The 19,438-nt window shown below is 42.4% G+C and carries 15 protein-coding genes; 4 read left to right on the top strand and 11 right to left on the bottom strand.

Features of this window, described 5'->3' with window-relative positions:
- The 3 genes from U5R06_22775 to U5R06_22785 are packed head-to-tail and all read left to right on the top strand — an operon-like array spanning position 1 to position 2,647.
- Entirely contained in the window at positions 1 to 1,257 is a 1,257-nt protein-coding gene (locus tag U5R06_22775; GenBank protein MDZ7725567.1) for a serpin family protein, read from the top strand.
- A gap of 29 nt (positions 1,258 to 1,286) precedes the next feature.
- Complete coding sequence (locus tag U5R06_22780) at positions 1,287 to 2,204, top strand: serpin family protein (protein ID MDZ7725568.1); 918 nt, start codon at positions 1,287 to 1,289, stop codon at positions 2,202 to 2,204.
- A complete protein-coding gene (locus U5R06_22785; GenBank protein MDZ7725569.1) occupies positions 2,201 to 2,647 on the top strand; it encodes an META domain-containing protein in 447 nt (148 codons plus the stop codon). The genes U5R06_22780 and U5R06_22785 overlap by 4 nt, the downstream gene beginning before the upstream one ends.
- A gap of 87 nt (positions 2,648 to 2,734) precedes the next feature.
- Here the strand turns inward: U5R06_22785 and rho are convergent, their stop codons facing one another.
- From rho to U5R06_22820, 7 genes are all read right to left on the bottom strand, one after another.
- Entirely contained in the window at positions 2,735 to 3,856 is a 1,122-nt protein-coding gene (gene rho / locus U5R06_22790; GenBank protein MDZ7725570.1) for a transcription termination factor Rho, read from the bottom strand.
- 318 nt (positions 3,857 to 4,174) lie between these two features.
- Positions 4,175 to 5,701, bottom strand: a complete 1,527-nt coding sequence (locus U5R06_22795) for a class I SAM-dependent DNA methyltransferase (GenBank protein ID MDZ7725571.1) — start codon at positions 5,699 to 5,701, stop codon at positions 4,175 to 4,177.
- A gap of 63 nt (positions 5,702 to 5,764) precedes the next feature.
- Positions 5,765 to 5,971: a Fic family protein gene (locus U5R06_22800; GenBank protein MDZ7725572.1), complete on the bottom strand. Its 207-nt coding sequence runs from the start codon at positions 5,969 to 5,971 to the stop codon at positions 5,765 to 5,767.
- 1 nt (position 5,972) lies between these two features.
- Positions 5,973 to 6,578 (bottom strand): RhuM family protein, encoded by a 606-nt coding sequence (gene rhuM, locus U5R06_22805; protein ID MDZ7725573.1) that lies wholly within the window; start codon positions 6,576 to 6,578, stop codon positions 5,973 to 5,975.
- Positions 6,568 to 7,812 (bottom strand): restriction endonuclease subunit S, encoded by a 1,245-nt coding sequence (locus U5R06_22810; GenBank protein MDZ7725574.1) that lies wholly within the window; start codon positions 7,810 to 7,812, stop codon positions 6,568 to 6,570. The genes rhuM and U5R06_22810 overlap by 11 nt, the downstream gene beginning before the upstream one ends.
- Positions 7,813 to 7,859: 47 nt before the next feature.
- Positions 7,860 to 8,534, bottom strand: coding sequence for a transposase (locus U5R06_22815; GenBank protein MDZ7725575.1), 675 nt, complete (start codon positions 8,532 to 8,534; stop codon positions 7,860 to 7,862).
- Between the two features lie 30 nt (positions 8,535 to 8,564).
- On the bottom strand, positions 8,565 to 11,321 hold the full coding sequence (locus tag U5R06_22820) for a type I restriction-modification enzyme R subunit C-terminal domain-containing protein (GenBank protein MDZ7725576.1): 2,757 nt from the start codon (positions 11,319 to 11,321) through the stop codon (positions 8,565 to 8,567).
- Between the two features lie 437 nt (positions 11,322 to 11,758).
- Here U5R06_22820 and U5R06_22825 point away from each other — a divergent pair, with 437 nt between their 5' ends.
- Positions 11,759 to 12,016 (top strand): hypothetical protein, encoded by a 258-nt coding sequence (locus tag U5R06_22825; GenBank protein ID MDZ7725577.1) that lies wholly within the window; start codon positions 11,759 to 11,761, stop codon positions 12,014 to 12,016.
- 118 nt (positions 12,017 to 12,134) lie between these two features.
- On the opposite strand, the gene U5R06_22830 is transcribed toward U5R06_22825, so the two are convergent.
- The 4 genes from U5R06_22830 to U5R06_22845 form a co-directional block, all read right to left on the bottom strand.
- Positions 12,135 to 12,767: a hypothetical protein gene (locus tag U5R06_22830; protein MDZ7725578.1), complete on the bottom strand. Its 633-nt coding sequence runs from the start codon at positions 12,765 to 12,767 to the stop codon at positions 12,135 to 12,137.
- A gap of 162 nt (positions 12,768 to 12,929) precedes the next feature.
- On the bottom strand, positions 12,930 to 15,143 hold the full coding sequence (locus U5R06_22835; GenBank protein MDZ7725579.1) for an AAA family ATPase: 2,214 nt from the start codon (positions 15,141 to 15,143) through the stop codon (positions 12,930 to 12,932).
- Between the two features lie 847 nt (positions 15,144 to 15,990).
- On the bottom strand, positions 15,991 to 16,746 hold the full coding sequence (locus U5R06_22840) for a DUF1186 domain-containing protein (protein MDZ7725580.1): 756 nt from the start codon (positions 16,744 to 16,746) through the stop codon (positions 15,991 to 15,993).
- A 15-nt stretch (positions 16,747 to 16,761) separates the two neighbouring features.
- Positions 16,762 to 19,323: a DUF3160 domain-containing protein gene (locus U5R06_22845; protein ID MDZ7725581.1), complete on the bottom strand. Its 2,562-nt coding sequence runs from the start codon at positions 19,321 to 19,323 to the stop codon at positions 16,762 to 16,764.
- Positions 19,324 to 19,438 lie beyond the last annotated feature (115 nt).

The following is a 19,438-nucleotide window of genomic DNA, read 5'->3' on the forward strand; positions in this document are numbered from 1 at the left end:
ATGATGAGCAGAACAAGCAGTTTTGTCCTTGCGATAATGATCGCAATCGCACTCGGGGGGTGCAGTAAAATTCTGGAGGTTGATCTCAATGATGGCGGCGTGTTGGTTCAAACCGTATCCAGCCGGGTCACCACCTCTCAGAACAATTTTTGTTTTGATTTGCTTGAAACTGTAAATAATGAATCAGGCGAGCAGGAAAACATTTTTCTCTCACCTCTTTCCGCATCTCTGGCCTTGACCATGACCCTGAACGGCGCGGACGGAGAAACCTATGAAGAAATGCGGCAAACGCTGGGGTATAACAACGCCGACCGGCAAGAGATCAATACCACCTGCAGGGCACTGATCGATGAATTGTATAACCTGAGCGGCGGTATCGAGTTCAATCTTGCCAATTCGATCTGGCTCAATGATCAATTTACACTGCAGGACAGCTTTCAGCAGCTGAACACAAATTATTTCCGGGCGTTGATTGAGAGCCTCGACTTTTCCCAGAGTCAGGAATGCACGGATACGATCAACGACTGGGTGGAAGACCAAACCCATGACCGGATTCAGGATCTGGTCAAAGCGGGTGATATTGATGCTATGACCCTGATGCTGCTGATTAATGCGATTTATTTTAAAGCGGACTGGAAGTATCAATTCGATCCGGAAGAGACGCGGGAACAAAATTTTAATTTGTTGGACGGCAACACATCTCCCTGTGACCTGATGGAACTGAAAGGCGAGTTTGACTATTACTCGGATAATCAGATACAGGCCATTGATCTGCCGTATGCGAATGAACATTACAGCATGACGGTTCTGCTGCCGCGCAAAATGGCTAATATCGGTTCGCTGCTCAAGAATCTGGATACAGCGGAATTGAACCGCATACTTGCCGGTATGCAGCCGGATTCGGTGATTCTGTCACTGCCCAAGCTGGAACTGGAATATGAAAAGAGCTTAAAAACCGCATTACAATCTATGGGCATGCAAAGGGCGTTTACAGGCGGCGCTGATTTTTCAAACATGGTGCAGGAGCGGCAAAACGACATATTCATCAGCGAGGTGCGGCAGAAATCCTTTTTAAAAGTAGAAGAAACGGGCACCGAAGCCGCGGCCGCCACGGTGGTGATTATGGAACTGACGAGCATTGGCGGCAATGAGGATATTTACATGCGCGTCGATCATCCGTTTTTGTTTGTTATCCGGGAAAACCGCACCGGGACGATTTTGTTTGTCGGTAAAATCATGCAACCTGCAAGGCGCTGATCGATGAATTGGTTCACCTGAGCGGCGATATGGAGTTCAATCTTGCCAACGCCATCTGGCTCGATCATCATTTTACCTTACAGGATGAATTTCAACGTTTGAACGAAGAGTACTTTCAGACGATGATTGAAACGCTGGTTTTTATGCAGGTGGATGCCTGTGTGCAGCGCATCAATTCATGGGTGGAAGCGGAGACGCAGGACCGAATTCAGAATTTTATAACGCCTGATGATTTCGAACCACAGGGGTTGGTATTTATGTTTTTACTCAATGCCATCTATTTCAAAGCGAATTGGAAATACCAGTTTGACTCGGAAAATACCGATCAGGACAATTTTTATCTGTCGGACGGCAGTGCGGTTCCCTGTCACATGATGGAAATCAAAAGCAAGTTCGATTATTATGCGGATAAACATATGCAGGCCATTGATCTCCCCTATGCGAACGAACATTATGCGATGACCATTCTGCTGCCGGGAAATCCAGCGGCCCTTGATTCCCTGCTGATGCATATCAACCAATCCGAACTGAACCGGATCACCGGCGCGATGCAACCGGATTCGATCAATGTGTTTCTGCCCAAACTGGAACTTGAATATGAAAAAAGTCTGGTTGATGCTTTACAGTCTATGGGAATGCAGCTGGCTTTTGGTGGGGCTGACTTTTCGAGATTAATCCAGGAGCTCAAAAGTCAAATATTTATCAAAAAAGTTCGGCAAAAATCCTTCTTAAAACTGGAAGAAACCGGCACCGAGGCCGCGGCCGCCACGGTCGTTGTTATGATGTACAGAGGCGACAATTCCGGGGCGGAAGAGGAAATCTATATGCACATTGATCATCCGTTTCTGCTGGTCATCCGCGAAAAACGATCGGGTACGATTTTGTTTTGCGGAAAAATCATTCAGCTGGAAAGACCGTTTGGCGATGATGAAAAGGCAAAAGCGTGAAAAGAATCAAACCGGTTGATATGACACCATTCAGGAGTGGAGTTCTTTGCAGCTTGCTGCTGTTGAGCTGTGAATTCAATTTGTCCGGACCCGGGGATATTCCCGGATTGACGGGCCCGGAATGGACTCTGCAGTTTTTCGTTAGTGACGGAAAACTGCTGGCGCCGCCGCAGGATCAATCGTATTCTATTCTGTTTGAAACCGACAGCACCTGTTCCGGACTGAATGACTGCAACGCCTTTATGGGCGAGTATCAAACAGGCGCTGATCAATCGATTGATTTTAGTTCCTATGTCGCAACGGAAATATATTGCGGCAACACGTCATGGGACAGCCGATTTTACAGCGCAATGCAATCGGCATGTTATTATGCCATCAAAGGCCGTAATTTGCTACTAAAGGACGACCAGGATGTGCTGCTGATGTTCGAGACACAGGAATAGGCGGACAGATCAACGATCCTGTTTATCTTTAAAAGACTTTACGATTTTAGCCCGTCAGTCGGGCTCTGTTTGTGTTGTGATTCAAAATCACCCCTCCAGCGCTGCCTCTCCCTTTTTACGCACCACTTCGATCAGCTCGGCGTTGTTTTTCGTGGATTTGATCAGTTTGTTCATCGCCAGCATGGCGGTTTTGGGGTCGGTTTTGGCGACCGCGCGGTTGAGTTGATTCAATGATTCCATTTCCTGGTCTGTGTACAGCAGTTGTTCCTTGCGCGTGCCGCTGGCGACAATATCGATGGCCGGAAAAATGCGTTCCTCCGACAGTCTGCGATTAAGCACCACTTCGCTGTTGCCGGTCCCCTTGAATTCTTCAAAGATCAGATCGTCCATACGCGAACCGGTTTCCACCAGAGCGGTGGCGATCACCGTGACCGAGCCGCCGTTTTCAATGTTGCGGGCCAGTCCGAAAAACTGCCGCGGAATCTGCATGGCCTGTGCATCAAGTCCGCCGGACATGGTGCGGCGGGAACCGCTGCCGTGCGAATTAAAGGCGCGCGCCAGACGTGTAATACTGTCCACCAGTACCACAATATCGCGGCCGCATTCCAGTTCGCAACGGATATGTCCCATGGCCATTTCCGCCAGGGTCACGTGCGCCTGGATGCTCTGGTCGCTGGAACTGGCCAGCACTTCGGCCCGCACACCGCGGCGGAAATGCGTTACCTCTTCCGGCCGTTCGTCGATGAGCAGCACGATAATGCGGGTTTCCGGTTCGACTTTGGCAATGGAATTGGCGAGTTCCTCCAGTATACGAGTTTTACCGGCTTTGGGCGGAGAAACGATCATGCCGCGTGTGCCTTTGCCGATGGGCGCGATCAGTTCAATAATTCGCATGGAGGGAATTCCGCTTTCTCCCATTTTGATCCGCTCTAACGGATCAATCGGCACCAGCTGATTCAGCCGGGTGCGGCGTTTAAAGTCGACGGGTTCCAAACCGCAAATACTCTCTATTTCGCGAAGCTGCAGTCCGCGCTCTGTGTCCTCGGCGGTGCCGATGATGGTGGCGCCGTCCTGCAAACCAAATTCGCGCGTCAATTGCCGCGATACCCAGACATCGCGCGAGCCGGGCTGAAATGAATTGTCCACGCTGCGCAAAAAACCGCTTCCGCTTTTCAAATGTTGATACACACCTGCAACTGATTCTGACATATGACGTCCTGTTCTGTTATCCCTAACAAACGTTATACTATTTTATAAATTGTCGGCAGATCGTTTTCCGTCCCCCGGAAACGCGTTCACTGTAAAAGGAAAATAAGAAATCTTTGGCAATCGGGCAACCTTTTTTTTTAAGAACTGAATTTTGTGGTTTGTTCCGGGTTGGAAGTGGGTGTTTTAACGTTCACTTGAGTTGCCTGGCGCTGTTACGCAATAACCCAATCTCTTTAACCAGTGTACACCCGGTTTTTCAAATCAACAAACTCTTTCTCGATTTCACTGCCAGGACAACTCCAAGTGGTTGTGTGATCTTCACTCTTCGGTCATCCCGTTAATAGTTTCCATAAGGTCTTTAAAACTTTCCAAACCGGATTCTATGTTTTCAATAATCTCTCCTGCCAGAACATCAGGATCGGGGAGATTATCAAGATCGGTCAGGCTTTTATCCCGCAGCCAAAAGATATCAAGATTGGTCTTATCCCGTGCCAATATTTCTTCATAGGTAAATTTACGCCATCTGCCTTCCGGGCTTTCCTCGCTCCATGTCTCGGTTCGCTTGTGACGGTTTTCAGGGTTATAGAGCTTGACAAATTCCTCTAAATCCGCCGATGTCATTGGTTTTTTCTTCAGTGTATGGTGCACATTGGTGCGGTAATCGTAAAACCATATTTCTTTTGTGTGCGCCTCTTTACTCGCTGCTCTGTTATCAAAAAACAGCACATTCGCTTTTACTCCGTGGGCATAAAATACACCGGTGGGCAGCCGGAGAATTGTATGCAGGTCAGCTGTTTTCATCAGCTGCTTGCGAACCTCTTCACCGGCACCGCCTTCAAACAACACATTGTCCGGCAGTACAACGGCTGCCTGGCCTGTCACTTTGAGCATGGTTTTTATATGCTGTAAAAAGCCAAGTTGTTTGTTCGATGTGGTCTCCCAAAAGTCCTGACGGTTATAGCTTATATCCTCTTTTTGTGCTTCTCCTGCTTCATTGGTAACCGTGTAGGAGCTTTTTTTGCCAAAAGGCGGATTGGTTAATACATAATCAAAACGATTCCCGTCATCAGCAACCAGCGCGTCATTGGGGGAAATGTAGCTTTCGCCTTCTATTTCGCCGATGTTATGCAGGTACATGTTCATTAAACACAAACGGCGGGTATTGGCCACGATCTCATTGCCATGAAAGGTTTCGTTTTTTAAAAAGTCCTTTTCTTCCCTGTCTAAATCATGATTGTTGGCAATCCAGTCATACGAAGCCAAAAAGAAACCACCCGTACCACATGCCGGGTCGGCAATGGTTTTCATGGGTTTGGGCTGAACACACTTTACCATTGTTTTAATGAGCGAACGGGGGGTAAAATATTGGCCTGCCCCTGATTTGGTGTCTTCGGCATTCTTTTCCAGCAAGCCTTCGTAAATCCTGCCTTTTATATCCGCCCCCATCATTGACCACTGTTCCTTGTCAATCATGTTGATGACACGGGAAAGCTTGGCCGGGTCCTGTATTTTATTCTGGCTTTTGGTGAAGATTTGCCCCAGAATGCCTTTTTCCGTGCTTAAACTGCGGAGCAACTGATTATAAAATGCTTCCAGCTCGGCGCCTCTTTTAGCGGAAAGCGTTTCCCAGTCGCAAATTTCACTGTCCTTATTTTCATTGCCCTCAACATCTTTCAGGCGGGGAAATTTCAGGCCTTTGTTGTAAGGCGGTTTATTTAGCTCATCTGCCATTTTTAGAAATAGAAGATAGGTGATTTGCTCCAGATAATCGCCGTAACTCACTCCGTCATCACGAAGCACGCCTGCAAGGTTCCATATTTTTGAAATAATTGCTGAATCAGTCATTGCTTACCCCTGTTTAATATACTGATTACTAACTTTTTTACTGTTTCGGCTTCCTCGGTTTTGCTATTTGCTATAAACAAAGCAAGCAGCTGCAATGCGTTTATTGCTATCAACAAACGAATGATTCTTGGTGATAAAATAGAGTAAATTAGCCGCTTTCTCCTCAATGGACGGGTAAAGATATTTGCCATCAAAACTTTGTTTGATGGAGCTTTTAAAACTCTGGTCTTTAGGTTTTGCGAATACATCCGACTGGAATTCAGAGTGCATGCTATGAATAAAGCTTCATATACTCATCAAACGAAGGAAAAACAGCTTGCCGGGTCGTATTACCTTTCAGGTCTAATTGTTCATGGTCGTAATCGTCTAATAAAGCCAGTCCTTTTGAAAAAACAGCAAAAACCTGTTCATTGGTTTTCTCTGTAGCTTCTTCAATAGCACGGCCCAAAACGCGTATTCCTGTTTTTAGGTATTCTACTTCCTGTTGTTTTTGTGCCAGTCGTTTTTCATTGATAGCATAGCCTTGTACAAGATAATCTTTAAGGCGTTGGGTTGCCCATTGGCGGAATTGTGTTCCTCTTTTTGAATTCACCCTGTACCCCACAGAGATTACCATATCAAGATTGTAATGTTCAATGTTTCGCTTTACGTTTCGTTTGCCTTCCTGCCGAACTATCCGGAATTTCCGGATAGTTGAATCCGGCATCAGTTCTTCTGTTTTATAAATATTTTTAATATGCTCATTAATGGTGCGTACATCCTTATTGAATAATTCTGCCATTTGCAGTTGGCTAAGCCAAATGGTATCCTCTTCAAACTGAACCCGTATTTCAGTCTGATTATCAGGTGTTTTATATATTTCAATTTTATTTGTCATGCTTTGTCTTCTTTATTTTTTCCAGCAACACACTTGCCGGTTCATAATCCGATTCCTGTTTGCATTTCTCAATTTCGGCCTCGCTCAACAGCTTGCCCTCAAAGGCTTTTTTCAGGATGCTCTGGCGCAGGGCTTCGGATTTTTGCAGTCCTTCTGTAATGCTTTGTTCAACTTTGTCGCAAATGGATAGGCGGGATTCGATTTCGCGGACGATATCTTTTTGCTCTTCTAATGATGGTAGAGGAATTTTTAAAGCGTTAAGAAACCTGACATTAATATTTTTTTGAGCTGTTGCAGAAGCTTTGTTATCAATATCCTTTTTTATCTTTCGTATATAAAAGTTTAAGAATTCGTCTGATAAAACTTCATTATTTGGTTTTACGCCTACAACGCTATCAGGGAAACAAGAATCAAAACCTAAGAATGCGGTTTCACCTATATTAGCCGCTATTGTTAGACATAAAGTTCCTTTTGGCCATAATTTGCTTTGAGCTAACCCTTTTTCCGAATAAGTATTTGAATACTTTTTAATAATGCCGCCATTTGCTGTTCTTATTTCTCCTGTTTGTATGAAGGGATATTTACCTCCAAATAAAGATTTATCGTTTCTTGGTCGGTGTTTTGACTTCCCTCGACTAACAACTGCAATTTCCCCTAATTTGTGTGTCGCAAACTCCCCCTCAAACGCCTTTTTCAACACCGCCTGCCGGTACACTTTTAATTGCTCCTGTGCTTTTTTCAGATCGGCAATGCCTTTGTCGAAGGAGGCAAAGAGGTTTTCGATTTTGGTTACGATGGCGCGTTGGATTGGGAGGGGGGGGAGTAAAAAATAAGAATCCCATAATAAACTTGGTTCAACATGGGGTATCCCAACACCTCTTGGATTTGTATTTAATTTCTTATAAAGTGATAATAAATAGTAAAAAAGGTAGTTCTTTACAACACCTTTTTGCGGTTCAATTCTCATTAAGGTTGAACCTATTGCTCCTTTCTGTGCTTTGCCAGTAAGCCCGGCTCTTGCACCGTCCCAAACCATCAACAAATCACCTTCTTCACAAAGATTACATTTTTCACCGTTTGTGTATTCTTCAAAAATGCCTTTTTCAAAAGCCTTTATATTAACATAAGGATATGGAGTAGCCTCTGAATATTTTTTAGCCAATACCTTTGGCTTTTTCCCTTTAGAATAATTGCAAACCTTACCCAATTTTATTTTAATCCAATCTTCTTTCATCACGCCGCCAAGCCCTTATTCAATTCATTAATAATATCTTCTTTCAATCACGCATTCTCTCCATTATTATTTCTGTCCTTGTCCCAATTGTGTGGATTGTTCGTAATGTATTTTTTTATGCGTTGGAATGATTCATCATTACGAATAATATGGTCGTGAAATCGTGATTGCCATGCAAAATCGGCATGTATTTTTCGGGCATTTTTGGTTACCACAGATTTAAATGAACCAATGATTGACGACAGGGTATTTTTGCCCTGATTTTGAAACCGTTTTTGGCCTATTGTTTTGTTATTATCGGTTATCGGCGGTTTTCCCGTAGAGACAAGGCATTGCCTTGTCTCTACGTTATTATCGTTATTATCGTTATTATCGTTATTATCATTATTATCATTATTATCGTTGTTCCCGTTGTTATCACCATTGATTCCAATATCATTATCAATATCATTTTTGTAAATTACAATAATTCCGTGTATGTGATTTGGCATTACCACAAATTCATCCAATTTCACAAATTGAAAATGTTGTGGTATTTCGTACCAATATTTTTCTGCCAATTTTCCTATTTCTGACAGGATCATTTCATTATTATCAATTTCTCCGAAATAATGTTCCCGATTTTGCGTGCAAATGGTTACAAAATATGATGCGTTCCATCCATAATCCCAATTTTGTAATCGGGTTGATTCTATCCTGTATTTTCCTTTAAATTTTTTCATTATATAATTTAGACAAGGCATGCCTTGTCTTTACGCCGCCAACACCTCATTCAATTCATTCATAATCGTATCCATTTCGTTTCCAAACAATTGATGCATCTTTCCTCGACCACCCTGTGCATCAAAAGGTGTATAATCGAGGTCGTCTATTTCAATATGATAGGAACTCACCACATGGTCTTTAATCATTCGCAGCCAGTCCATTTGTTCCTGTGAAAAACGGTTGTGCTTGCCGGCATTTTGTCTAAAAATCCAGTTTTTAAAATTCTCGTCTATGGTTTTATCAAAGGCTTTTAGCTCACTATCAATACCGCAGACACGGCGGATAAGCGAAACCAGAGCGGTTAATTCATCCTCGGGCTGCCTGCTTTTTACATCCTCAATGGCAGCATAGGCATTCCAGACATAATCCGGCGCCAGTTGCGGTTTTTCCAGCTTTAGCTTTTCCATTACCTCTTTAATCATGGTAAAGGTGATGTTTCGACGGTTATAGGGCTGGTTATAGAAAATGCTTAGTGCTTTAATTTCATCTGTATGTTTTTGGAGATAATCAGAGAAATCTTTGATTGTCTCTTTGGCTTTATCCACAGAAAAAGAATCCCATTCCGACGTGGTGACGGTGTCAATATTGATGTGATCGATTATTTGCTCGTGTTCTTTGCGTACATTTTCCAGATATTCATTGAATTCACCGTTAAAGGTACTGGCAGCTTTCTGAATGAACTCGTGCTGTGCTTCCTTTTTAGTTTCTTCAGCTTGCTCAGGCGTTCTGTCCTGAACAGGTACTTTTTCAATTTTTTCCTGTGCTTTCTTATCGATTGCGTCAGGGTCAAAAGCAGTAATCAGTTCTTTGGTAATTTGTTTCAGGTTTTTACCACCGGAGTATTCCAGCAGTTTTTCTTTTTCTTTCTCTGTAATTTGTTTTTCAAGACGGATCAATCTGTTTGATAAAGACAAAAACAGGTCTTCATCTTTAACGCCCATGGTGATGGCACCCAGCAAGTCCTTCATAGCAACAGTTGGTTTACGCTCCAATGGCCGGCTGTCTGTTTTCTTTGACTTTGTTGCGCCAATGGCATCCACAATAACAAAATGGGTTTTGCTGTTTGCCATTCGGGTAACCTGCAGCAGTTTGTCTTTGTCAATGGTTCGTGTTCCCCGGCCTTTCATTTGTTCAAAGTAGTTGATGCTTTTGACGTCGCGCATAAACAGCAACACTTCCAAAGGTTTGACATCTGTTCCCGTGGCAATCATATCAACCGTAACAGCAATCCGTGGATAATAAGAGTTGCGAAAACGGTTTAGAACTGATTTTGGATCTTTTTCTACTTTGTAGGTTACTTTTTTACAGAAATCATTACCTTCGTCAAACTCTTCCCGGATTATTTTTATGATGTCATCCGCATGGCTGTCTGTTTTGGCAAACACCAGGGTTTTTGGCACCTCATAATCGCCGTTTTCATCAAAACGGTCGGGAAATATCTCTGTTTTTAATGCCCGTTTGTATTCTTTGATAATATGTCTGATTTGACTCGGGTTTACCACCTTTTTATCCAGATCATTTCTGGAATATGCGGTATCTTCATCTTCTTGCTGCCAACGCTTTTGCCGTGTCAGTTTGTCCCGTCTATCGACAAACCAGCCCGCCTTTACAACTTTACCGTTTTTACTTATATCGGTTTCAATGGAATACACATCATAAGGAACATTGACCCCGTCTGTTACTGATTCTTCATAGCTGTACTGGCTGACCACGTTCTCATTGAAAAACCCAAAAGTCCGTTTATCAGGTGTGGCCGTTAAACCAATCAGAAAGGCATCGAAATAATCCAGGACCTGTTTCCACAGGTTGTAAATGGAGCGGTGACACTCATCTATGACAATGAAATCAAACTGTTCTATTGGAACCTTTGATGAGTATTCAACGGGTATAGGCTGCTTCTTATCGAGTTGTTGCTGCATCCAGGTGCTTTCATTGGGGTTTTCTTCCTCTGCTTTTTCCTCCAATTCTTCGCCCTTTAAGATTGAATAGAGACGCTGGATGGTAGAAATACAGACCTGACTATCCGAAGCTATATAACTCGATGATAAACGCTGTACATTATACAATTCGGTGAATTTTCGATTATCATCGGTTGGCTGGAAAGTCATAAATTCCTGTTCTGCCTGTTCACCGAGGTTTTTAGTATCAACCAAAAATAAAATCCGCCTGGCATCAGCGAATTTCAGTAATCGGTAAATAAAAGTGGCGGCGGTAAATGTCTTTCCTGAACCCGTAGCCATCTGTATCAATGCCCGTGGCCGGTCATTTTTAAAAGATACTTCAAGATTTTCTATAGCCACTATTTGCGCGGGACGTAAACCGGTATGATCCAGGGATGGTAGATCAAGCAATCTTTTGCGTAAACTGTTCCCCTGCTTTAGCCATTTTTCAATTGTTGCAGGTTTATGAAAACTAAAAACAGTTCTGCTGCGTGGTTTTGGATCTCTTTTATCTGTAAAACGGACAAGTGTCCCGGTGCTTTCATATATGAAAGGAAGTGGATCATTATTAAGATATTTCAACTTGGCTTCTGCATAACCTAAAGATTGATCTTCTGCAACTAATAAGCGATGTCCTTCTTCTGCACGCTTTGCTTCTATAATTCCAACAGGTTTTTTCTTCACAAATAATACATAATCAGCGGGTCCAACATCAGTATTGTATTCACGAACCGCAACCCCTTTATTGGCAGAAAGGTTCACTTTATTCTTTGATTGAACAACCCATTCCGCATCAATGAGCATTTTATCAATTTTATCTCTGGCAATCTGTTCTGGATTCTGATTATGCATTTACCTTCCTATCCTCTTAGCCCGGCATGTCGCGTGTATATTTGATGTCTTTAATATACACAGATTATCCAGAGGGTGCAAGTCCCTTATGGGCGAGTTGGCAAAGCCCATAGCCAACAAACTCAGCTATGTAAATGCAGCCGGCATAGACTCAAGGATAAACGACTTGACCGGGGAGATCTGTCAGATGTCGCGCCAGCCCCGTTGGATAAATTATCCCACCGGGCCAACTGTTTACGACTGATTGCCCGACTCGGGATGAACAGCCATCCATGACAAAAGTCAGTCACTCGTAAGACAATCCCGGCCAGTTTTGACGAACGCATCGCACGTCTGAATTTTTTTCAAGCAGGGTAAATCAATTATTTTCCCGACGCGTCGGGACCAATATGCACGGCAAATTACGGGATATTGACGTTTGGATTCGCCGTCGTTTACGCGGCTGCATCTGGTCCCGAAAGCGTTCGGGAGAAGAAACCGAATCGGAATATGAAGAATCTCATGCGACAGGGAATCCCTTCCGACATGGCTTGTGCATGGAGCCGCACCCGAATCGCTGGGCCGTTGCCTGCAGTCCCATTCTGAGCACAACAATAACCAATGCCAGATTGGAACGCAGGGGTTCTGTTTCTATGTTATTGTACTGAAACCGACTCGTGGTTAATAGTCTGCCCGCCTGCTGGCGGGAACCGCCGTGTACGAGACCCGTACGCGACCGAAAAAAGTGCCCGTGGTGCACGGTGGTGTGAGAGGCGCACTCCGGTCTTATGGCCGGAGCCGCCTGCTCGATTGTGCGTCCTTCTTTAATTTTTTGATTGCAGCTTTGTCTAAATTTTGCATTGAGATCCATGTACATTCTTCGTCTGGATCTTTTTCTTGAAAATTAACTTTAAACCATTTCGAGACAAAAGTCTCATTTTCACAGTATATCGAAAGCTTAAATATATGATCATCTTTGTCATCAAAAATCAGGGGTGTGCCCCTTGGATGTGTATTTGAATATACCTGTATTTTAGATTGATCTTTTTTTGTAAGCAATATATCCAAATATTCAAATTCATCTTTTGATAAATCAATTGGAGAATAATCATCAATATTGTTTGAAACCCAATGTAGTTTTATGGGATCAAATTTATTTACATTTTTTCCATTTGTATACCACTCTGTAATCTTACCAAAACAATTTTTGGCAATCTTGCGTTGGGAATTTAGAACTTTCACTCGTATAAAAACCTCTGGTGGAAAAGGTCTAGAACCATTTTTAACCATTAATAACTTCTTAAAGGGAAACTTATCTTCATAAATGATATGAAGCTTTGGTTTCCTTCTGTGTAGATAAAGGCTAATTATAGAAAGTACTAATGCCAATCCTGAAAATAATGTATTTAGCTCATTCATATTTTCATAGCACCGAACGATTTGCATAACTTGCCGCAGGTTTTGGGGCAAAGACTTTTAATAAATTCAAGAACTTTGTTCGTGCAACAAAACTTAAAAACCGCACAACCCCTGCGGTCAAGTTAATGCAGTGGTTATGTGCCATTATTACAAATTATTATTTTAACTATTTTCATTATTCTCTTGTGCTTCATTGCAAATTTTCTGGAGAACGTCAAAATGATCCTGATCTTTGTTTTTAACAGCATCTATAACAATATCTACTACTTTTTTGCATTCACTGATGTCAGATAATATAAGATTCCTGTTTAAACCTGTTTGATGAGACAAGTTGTTTACAAATTTATCAACACATATTCTTTCGGCTTCGTTTTTTATTATAAATTCTAATCCCTTTTTTAAACCTGCGCCATATTTAAATCCCACGAATGCTTCCAAAAATCTTCTTATGACATTTGGTATTTGGTATAAATCTTCAAAATCCGTAGAAGGTGACTGTGAGAATTTATTAATTTTATCAAACAAAAAGTAATATTCAGATTTATAGTTTAATAAAAAATTCGGAAGATTTCTTAAAGACGCTATTTCAGAATCATTTTTGTTTATTCTTTCGATAAGATAGTATCTGCATTGTTCTTTATTCCCCCTTATTTTCTTCATCCAGTCTTTTAGTAAATTAAAAAATTCCAAATTGTGGGTTGAAACAAAAAGTTGTTTGCATTTTTCAACTTCTGAACGAATTGTGGCATAGGTATTATACAAATGATTAGAATCAAGGCTTGAAATCGGATCATCAATAAAAACAATAGATTTTGACAAGTCTGTTTCTTTATCCTTTAGTCGTGTCAAAAAGTAAGCAAATGCTATTGAAGTTTTTTCGCCTTCGCTTAAATTTTTTGCCTTTTCATTATTTCTGATGAGTTCGAATTTATCATCATTGGTTGGTTTAACCTGTAAATGGCTTCCACCGAAAATACTTTCTAAATAATCATTAATAGTATCCGCTGCTTTAGAAATGTCGGAAAGTTTGGCTTCAAAATCTTCGGCTGATTTTACTTTCTCTGATTTTTGATTTTCTAAATTTTCAATTTCCGTTTCCAGATTTTTAATTTTTGATAATTTTTTGTAATAATTATTGTCTTGATCAAATTCATAAGCATAATGTTTTTCTAAATCTTCAAATGCTTTATCTTTTTTGCTTTCAAGGTTTTTATCATATTCATTATGACGCTGTATTAATCCGTTTATACTTTGTATTATTTTTTTAAGATTTGATATATCAGCGGTTTTAAATTCACTTGAAAGTCGGTCAAATGGATTCGAATATTTTTTTTCAAGCAGGGCGATTATATTCTTGATTCCTTTGTTGTAAATTTTAATTTCCTGTGCTAAAGTTGTTTTTACATTTTGAAATTCGTCTATAAATTGCGGATAAAAACTATTTTTATCGGGCAGAGTGATTTCTATAGTTTTTAATTTCGTCTGTTGGATAAATTGTTTCAGTTCGTTCAATAATATCTCATAGTCTTTTGAGAAATGTTCTTCATAAGACTTAATAAGACCTGCTGGTAGGATTTGACCACAAAATTCACATTTGTTTTTGCCTTTATGGAATTTTAAACCAGTATTTACCCAAGTGTTTAAGTCCGGATTACTTTTGAGTCGCTCAATTGTTTTTGCTATAATTGATTTATCTAATATTTCAAGATATTTTTGCTCATCAATTTCAAAATCAATTTTAATTTCACTGACCTTTTCTTTCTTTGCACTATTTATTGTATCAATAAGTCGGTTAACTTTAGTTTTATCTAATTTGTATTTTTGAATATCCTTTTCAATAGTAGTTAATATTTGCTTTAATTTTCTTTTATCGTATGGTGGTTTTATCCTATCTAATTCTCTGGCTTTAGTTGTTAATGCCGTTTCTATTGATGATTCAAGTTTATTTTTATCATTATTTTTTGCTGTAATATCATTTTTGATTGTCTCAATAGCTTCATAAAGTTTTTCTAATTTTTCCTGTAACTCAATATCCTTTTTGCCAAGAATAAAAATAGGGTTTGCTTCCTGTTCATCCCACTTTAGATTTTCTTTAATGTAATCCGTATTAAATACTCTAAAATGAAAAGAATGATTGTTCAGATTCGATGTGTTGATTTTATCGCTGTCGTATGATAACTCAAATGTGCTATTTTGAAAATCAGTATGCATTTGTTCCAATTCAATGCATCTGAATATTCTTGATAATGTAGTCTTACCAGAATAATTCCATCCATAAATAAGATTAAAGTTACTGAATTCTTTTAGATCATTGTTCCAGCGGAAATTTTCAAATAGACCGTGTTTTTTTATGTATTCTATTTTGGTTATCATCATATATCCTTATTGCACATAACATATAGTTTATCAGACCGCCAAACCCGTCCATTTTTTCTATTATCAGAAACCTTTTTCTAATATCAGAAAAAGGTTTCCAGTATTAGAAAAAATAACAATCCATCATTCACACCCTCGGCCTGCAAGCGTGCATAGGAAACAGAAACACAGGGGTGGGGTGACATTGCAAACACCCAAAGACTCGGCTGATATTGGATTTTAACGCTATGTCGAACGATATATGAAAATCGGATTGATCAAATAAAGACAGGTTGACGCAGATAGGCGTCGGCATACGCCTTGATCTCTGCCGCACGTCCCGAAGCTGCTGCGAAGTGGTTCCCGTTTCTGTGGCTGTACAACCCCAAACGTTACCCCGCGTTTTATGGTTTATCAATAGTATTGAATTTTATTTAAAGATGCAAGGAAAAAAGTTAGCAGTTTTAAGTGGTCAAGTTTCAAAGGAGTGAAACAGTACGTTCTATAGAACGTACTGTTTTTCAAACGTGGCACAATCCGCACTGCTATCATGTCTGCATCGAGTTATTAAAAACCAGGCTGTCCCCGCAGACCGGCCGGGACCGATGTCCCTGTCCTATCCGGCGCCCGAAACATCTATACCGTGCGATCAGAAGCAATTTTCCTAAAGCAATTAACAATGAAAAGTAAATTAAAAAGGGAAGGCCAGACGCAAACCATGGGGGCCAAGTCCTGGTCCTCCAGCCGGCGGATCAGCCTCTGCTGCGTTCAGGTCGAGTGCAATGCTTATTCGTTATATAACATGATAGTAACTGCGTTTTTTATCTTTTAACTGTTATATTTATGAGAAAAATGTTCTTTTTTTAGATTAATTATATCCTTCAAAACACGCCCACCACGACATCATTTCATGTATATCATCAAGTAATCGTGCTTGCTTATCTTGTCGTATGTTATTCAAGCTCGCCTCAACACCCAAATCAATTGCCTCTTGGAATTCTTCAAAAGCAACAATTCCATCATGGATCAAATTATCAAAATATGCTTGTTTAATAACCTCATATGAATTTTTATCTGGACATAGATCACATATATCACATGCCACTAATCCCCAAAAATCAGATGGACTTGTTGTCTCTTCTCCTGTGAATAATGTGCTCAAAAATCTCAACGCTTCTTCTCGCGTTATAATACGGTCTACTACTGCATACAACAACGCATCACAAGCTGAATTACGAGTCAAATCAGGTACATTCTTGTTTAATGCTAACTTTTTTATTTCGTCTACAGAACCCCCACAACTCTGATATAAGGCTCCAGTGAATTCTGCTGCGGCAATGTCCCCAAATAAACCATCAATTATAGAGTCTGGTAAACAAAAAAGCTCTATCAATACCTTGTGAGCTTTCTCTTCTTTAAAATAACCCAATAGCATTAATGCATAAATATGACCAAAATAATTTTTATCTTGTATAAATTTGATTGGATTTTTCGTGACCTCTTTAAGAATGCTGATCAAATGCGGCGTTATTTCTTTTTGATGTTCTATAGCAAAAGTGACTTTTTCTCTTTTGTATCTCCCGTCAAATTTTTCCAGTTCCGATATTACTTTTTTTAATTCCATTAGCCTCTCTTTATTTTATTTCACCAGCATCATCTTGATATGTTTCACCTGTTCTCCGGCGCTGACGCGCGCAATATACACGCCGGATGCCGCTCGATAAGCATTCCAGATCACCTGATGCGCGCCGGCGGCTTGTCTTTCGTTGATCAGCGTTTTGATGCATTGTCCGCGGCTGTTGTACACGGCGATCTGCACGTGCTGATCCGACGGCAGCCGATAATGGATCTGCGTCACCGGATTGAACGGATTCGGGTGATTCGGATAGACCGCAAATCCGGTCGGCGCTTGCACCGGTTGATCCTGCTCACCGGTATACATTTGTCCTGTCAGCTCACGGCCTTGAACGCGTTTTTGTCCGGCATGGTTTGCCAGATAAATATTCACCCAGTCCGGCCGCTGCGGCAGTTTTTCGTCTTCCACCTGCTGCGCCCATTCCTGATCAGTATAGCGTTTGAAATCCCTTGAAACCTGTTCATAATAGGACAAAAACGGTCCGCAGAACGCCATCGGCGTTCCGGTGTCCGATTGCGTTAGAATAACGCCCAGATTGACCCGGCCCACGCTCACATGCAGAACGTGTCCGACGGGATTTCCGGCCTGATCCGTGGGCTGGGTGTGCACATCCGCAATTACGTAATCCGGTTCGCCTGCCTTGAATGTGTCGTAATACAGATCCGCGTACCAGCCGGAGTACGGCGGACGACCGCTGCCGCCGTCCCGGAACAGCATGCGCTGCAGCCAGTCGCGTTCTTTTCCGGAAAATTCGCTGCCGTTGAGCTCTTTTTCCGCGAGTCCCTGGAGTCTGGAACAGATTTCTCCAAACTCGCCGTAAAACGTTAGCAGGCTGTCTTTGAATCCCGGGTTCCTGTCTGGAAACTCGATGGAATTGAAAAATCCCGCCGCGCGTTTTGCATAGTCTTCAAGATGTGCAAACATATCCGGGACCGGTTCTACGAACGAATGCGGATACGAGCAGCCGGTCATGCCGGTATAGGATTGTTTGGCGTACAGCAGATTGTCATGCCGAAGCTGCGCCCAGGACGCCAGCTGGGTGTTCAGGGTTTTCTGCTGCCAGGCTGTGGACTGCATAAACAGCGGCACACCCTCGGGGGTATGCGACAGGTCGCGGATACCCTGCAGCCAGGCATTGTACAGGGACTGGATCCAGAATTCGTCCGGATAATAATCCACCAGATAGCGCAGCGCACTTAGCTGCGACGCATACTGATATCGCTGCAGCTCGTCCTGCAATAGCGGCGCGGCATTGTCATTGCCCAGCACAAACATCGCGTCCAGCGGATCGGGCAGCGGCCGCCAGACTTTTTTATTGTTGAATACAATGCGGTCAAATACCACATTGGCAAACACATAAGAATCAACAATAAACCGCTGTCCCAGCAGCCGGAATGATACCGATAACGTGCCGGGCTCGGGATCAAAGGGATCCATCATGATCATGTTCGAAAGAATTTTCTGCTGTGCGGCGTCGGAAGATTCGAGTGTCCCCTGGAATGCTTCGAAATCCTGCAAATCAACCAGATCGCGCGCCGAAGCCATACCGGCATTTGACTGGATTCGGTGCAGTTCCGCCGGCGTCAGGTTGTCGCTTTCTCCGACCAGAAATCGGATCATGCGGTCGATTTTGTTCAGATTTTTCCGCTGACCGGCCTCATCCACCAGTTCATTGATCAAAACACCGGCCAGTCCCATACGCTGAATGGCTTTCGGACTCCAGGGCGCTTCCCAGGGATTTTCCGGCGGCGGGGTCAGCCAGAGTTCGATGCGGCCCAGCCACATCATGGCTTTGAAATAATTTTCAAGGGTGCGCACCCCGTCCATCGTATAAATCTTTTGATTGTAATGGCCGCGTACAGTGAATTGACTGAAATCGAGATGCCGGGCGCGTTCGCTGAACAGCGGCATATCAACGGCTTTTTCATGGTCAATAGCCGTCATCACGGCGCGGAACACGCTGTCGGGTGCCAGGCGGGGTGATACCGATTCTCCGGCCAGCAGTGATCGCGCAACTGCAAGATAAAGATCAGCGTCCTGCAGCGGCAGATTGAGCACCGGTTCATCTGCATAGCGCTCCGCCAGAGTCGGCAGTTGTGCGTGCATGTCATTCAGCAGCTGAATGAGCCGCGGTTCCACAACATAAACCTCAAGCTCCATCAGAATGTTATCATAGGAACAATGCAGAGCGTGCAGCACCGCATCGCTGCTGATAAATACCGGCAGATCCTTGGCATAGACATCATGCAGGGCATGCCCCATGCTGTGGAATGACAATCGTTCGCTGACCACAAACCGGTTGCGCGTCAGCAGTTCGCGTTCGTCGGCAGTGAGCCCGTATTTATCCTGAATCGAATCCAGAAAAGAGTAGATGTTCAGATCTCCGGCCTGATCCATATCTGTATACCAGGACCGATCCGGCGCATACTCGGCAATGAGTTGCGACGCCGATTTATCCTGGTTTGATGCCAGATATGATTTGTATGTCTGCGGGTCGAAATGATTTTGGCCCCGGACCGCAAAGATGGGGCAAAGGACAGATAATAACACTAACAGAGTTTTCATCAACACACCTCCTGGATTTTGCTTACAAAATGCAAAAAACTGGCCATACTTTTTTTTACGAAAAAAACAATAGGTTATGCCGTGAGTTTAACGGCATAACCTGAAAAAAATTTTA

It is taken from the genome of candidate division KSB1 bacterium (genome assembly GCA_034521575.1).
GTDB lineage: Bacteria > Zhuqueibacterota > Zhuqueibacteria > Residuimicrobiales > Krinioviventaceae > JAXHMJ01.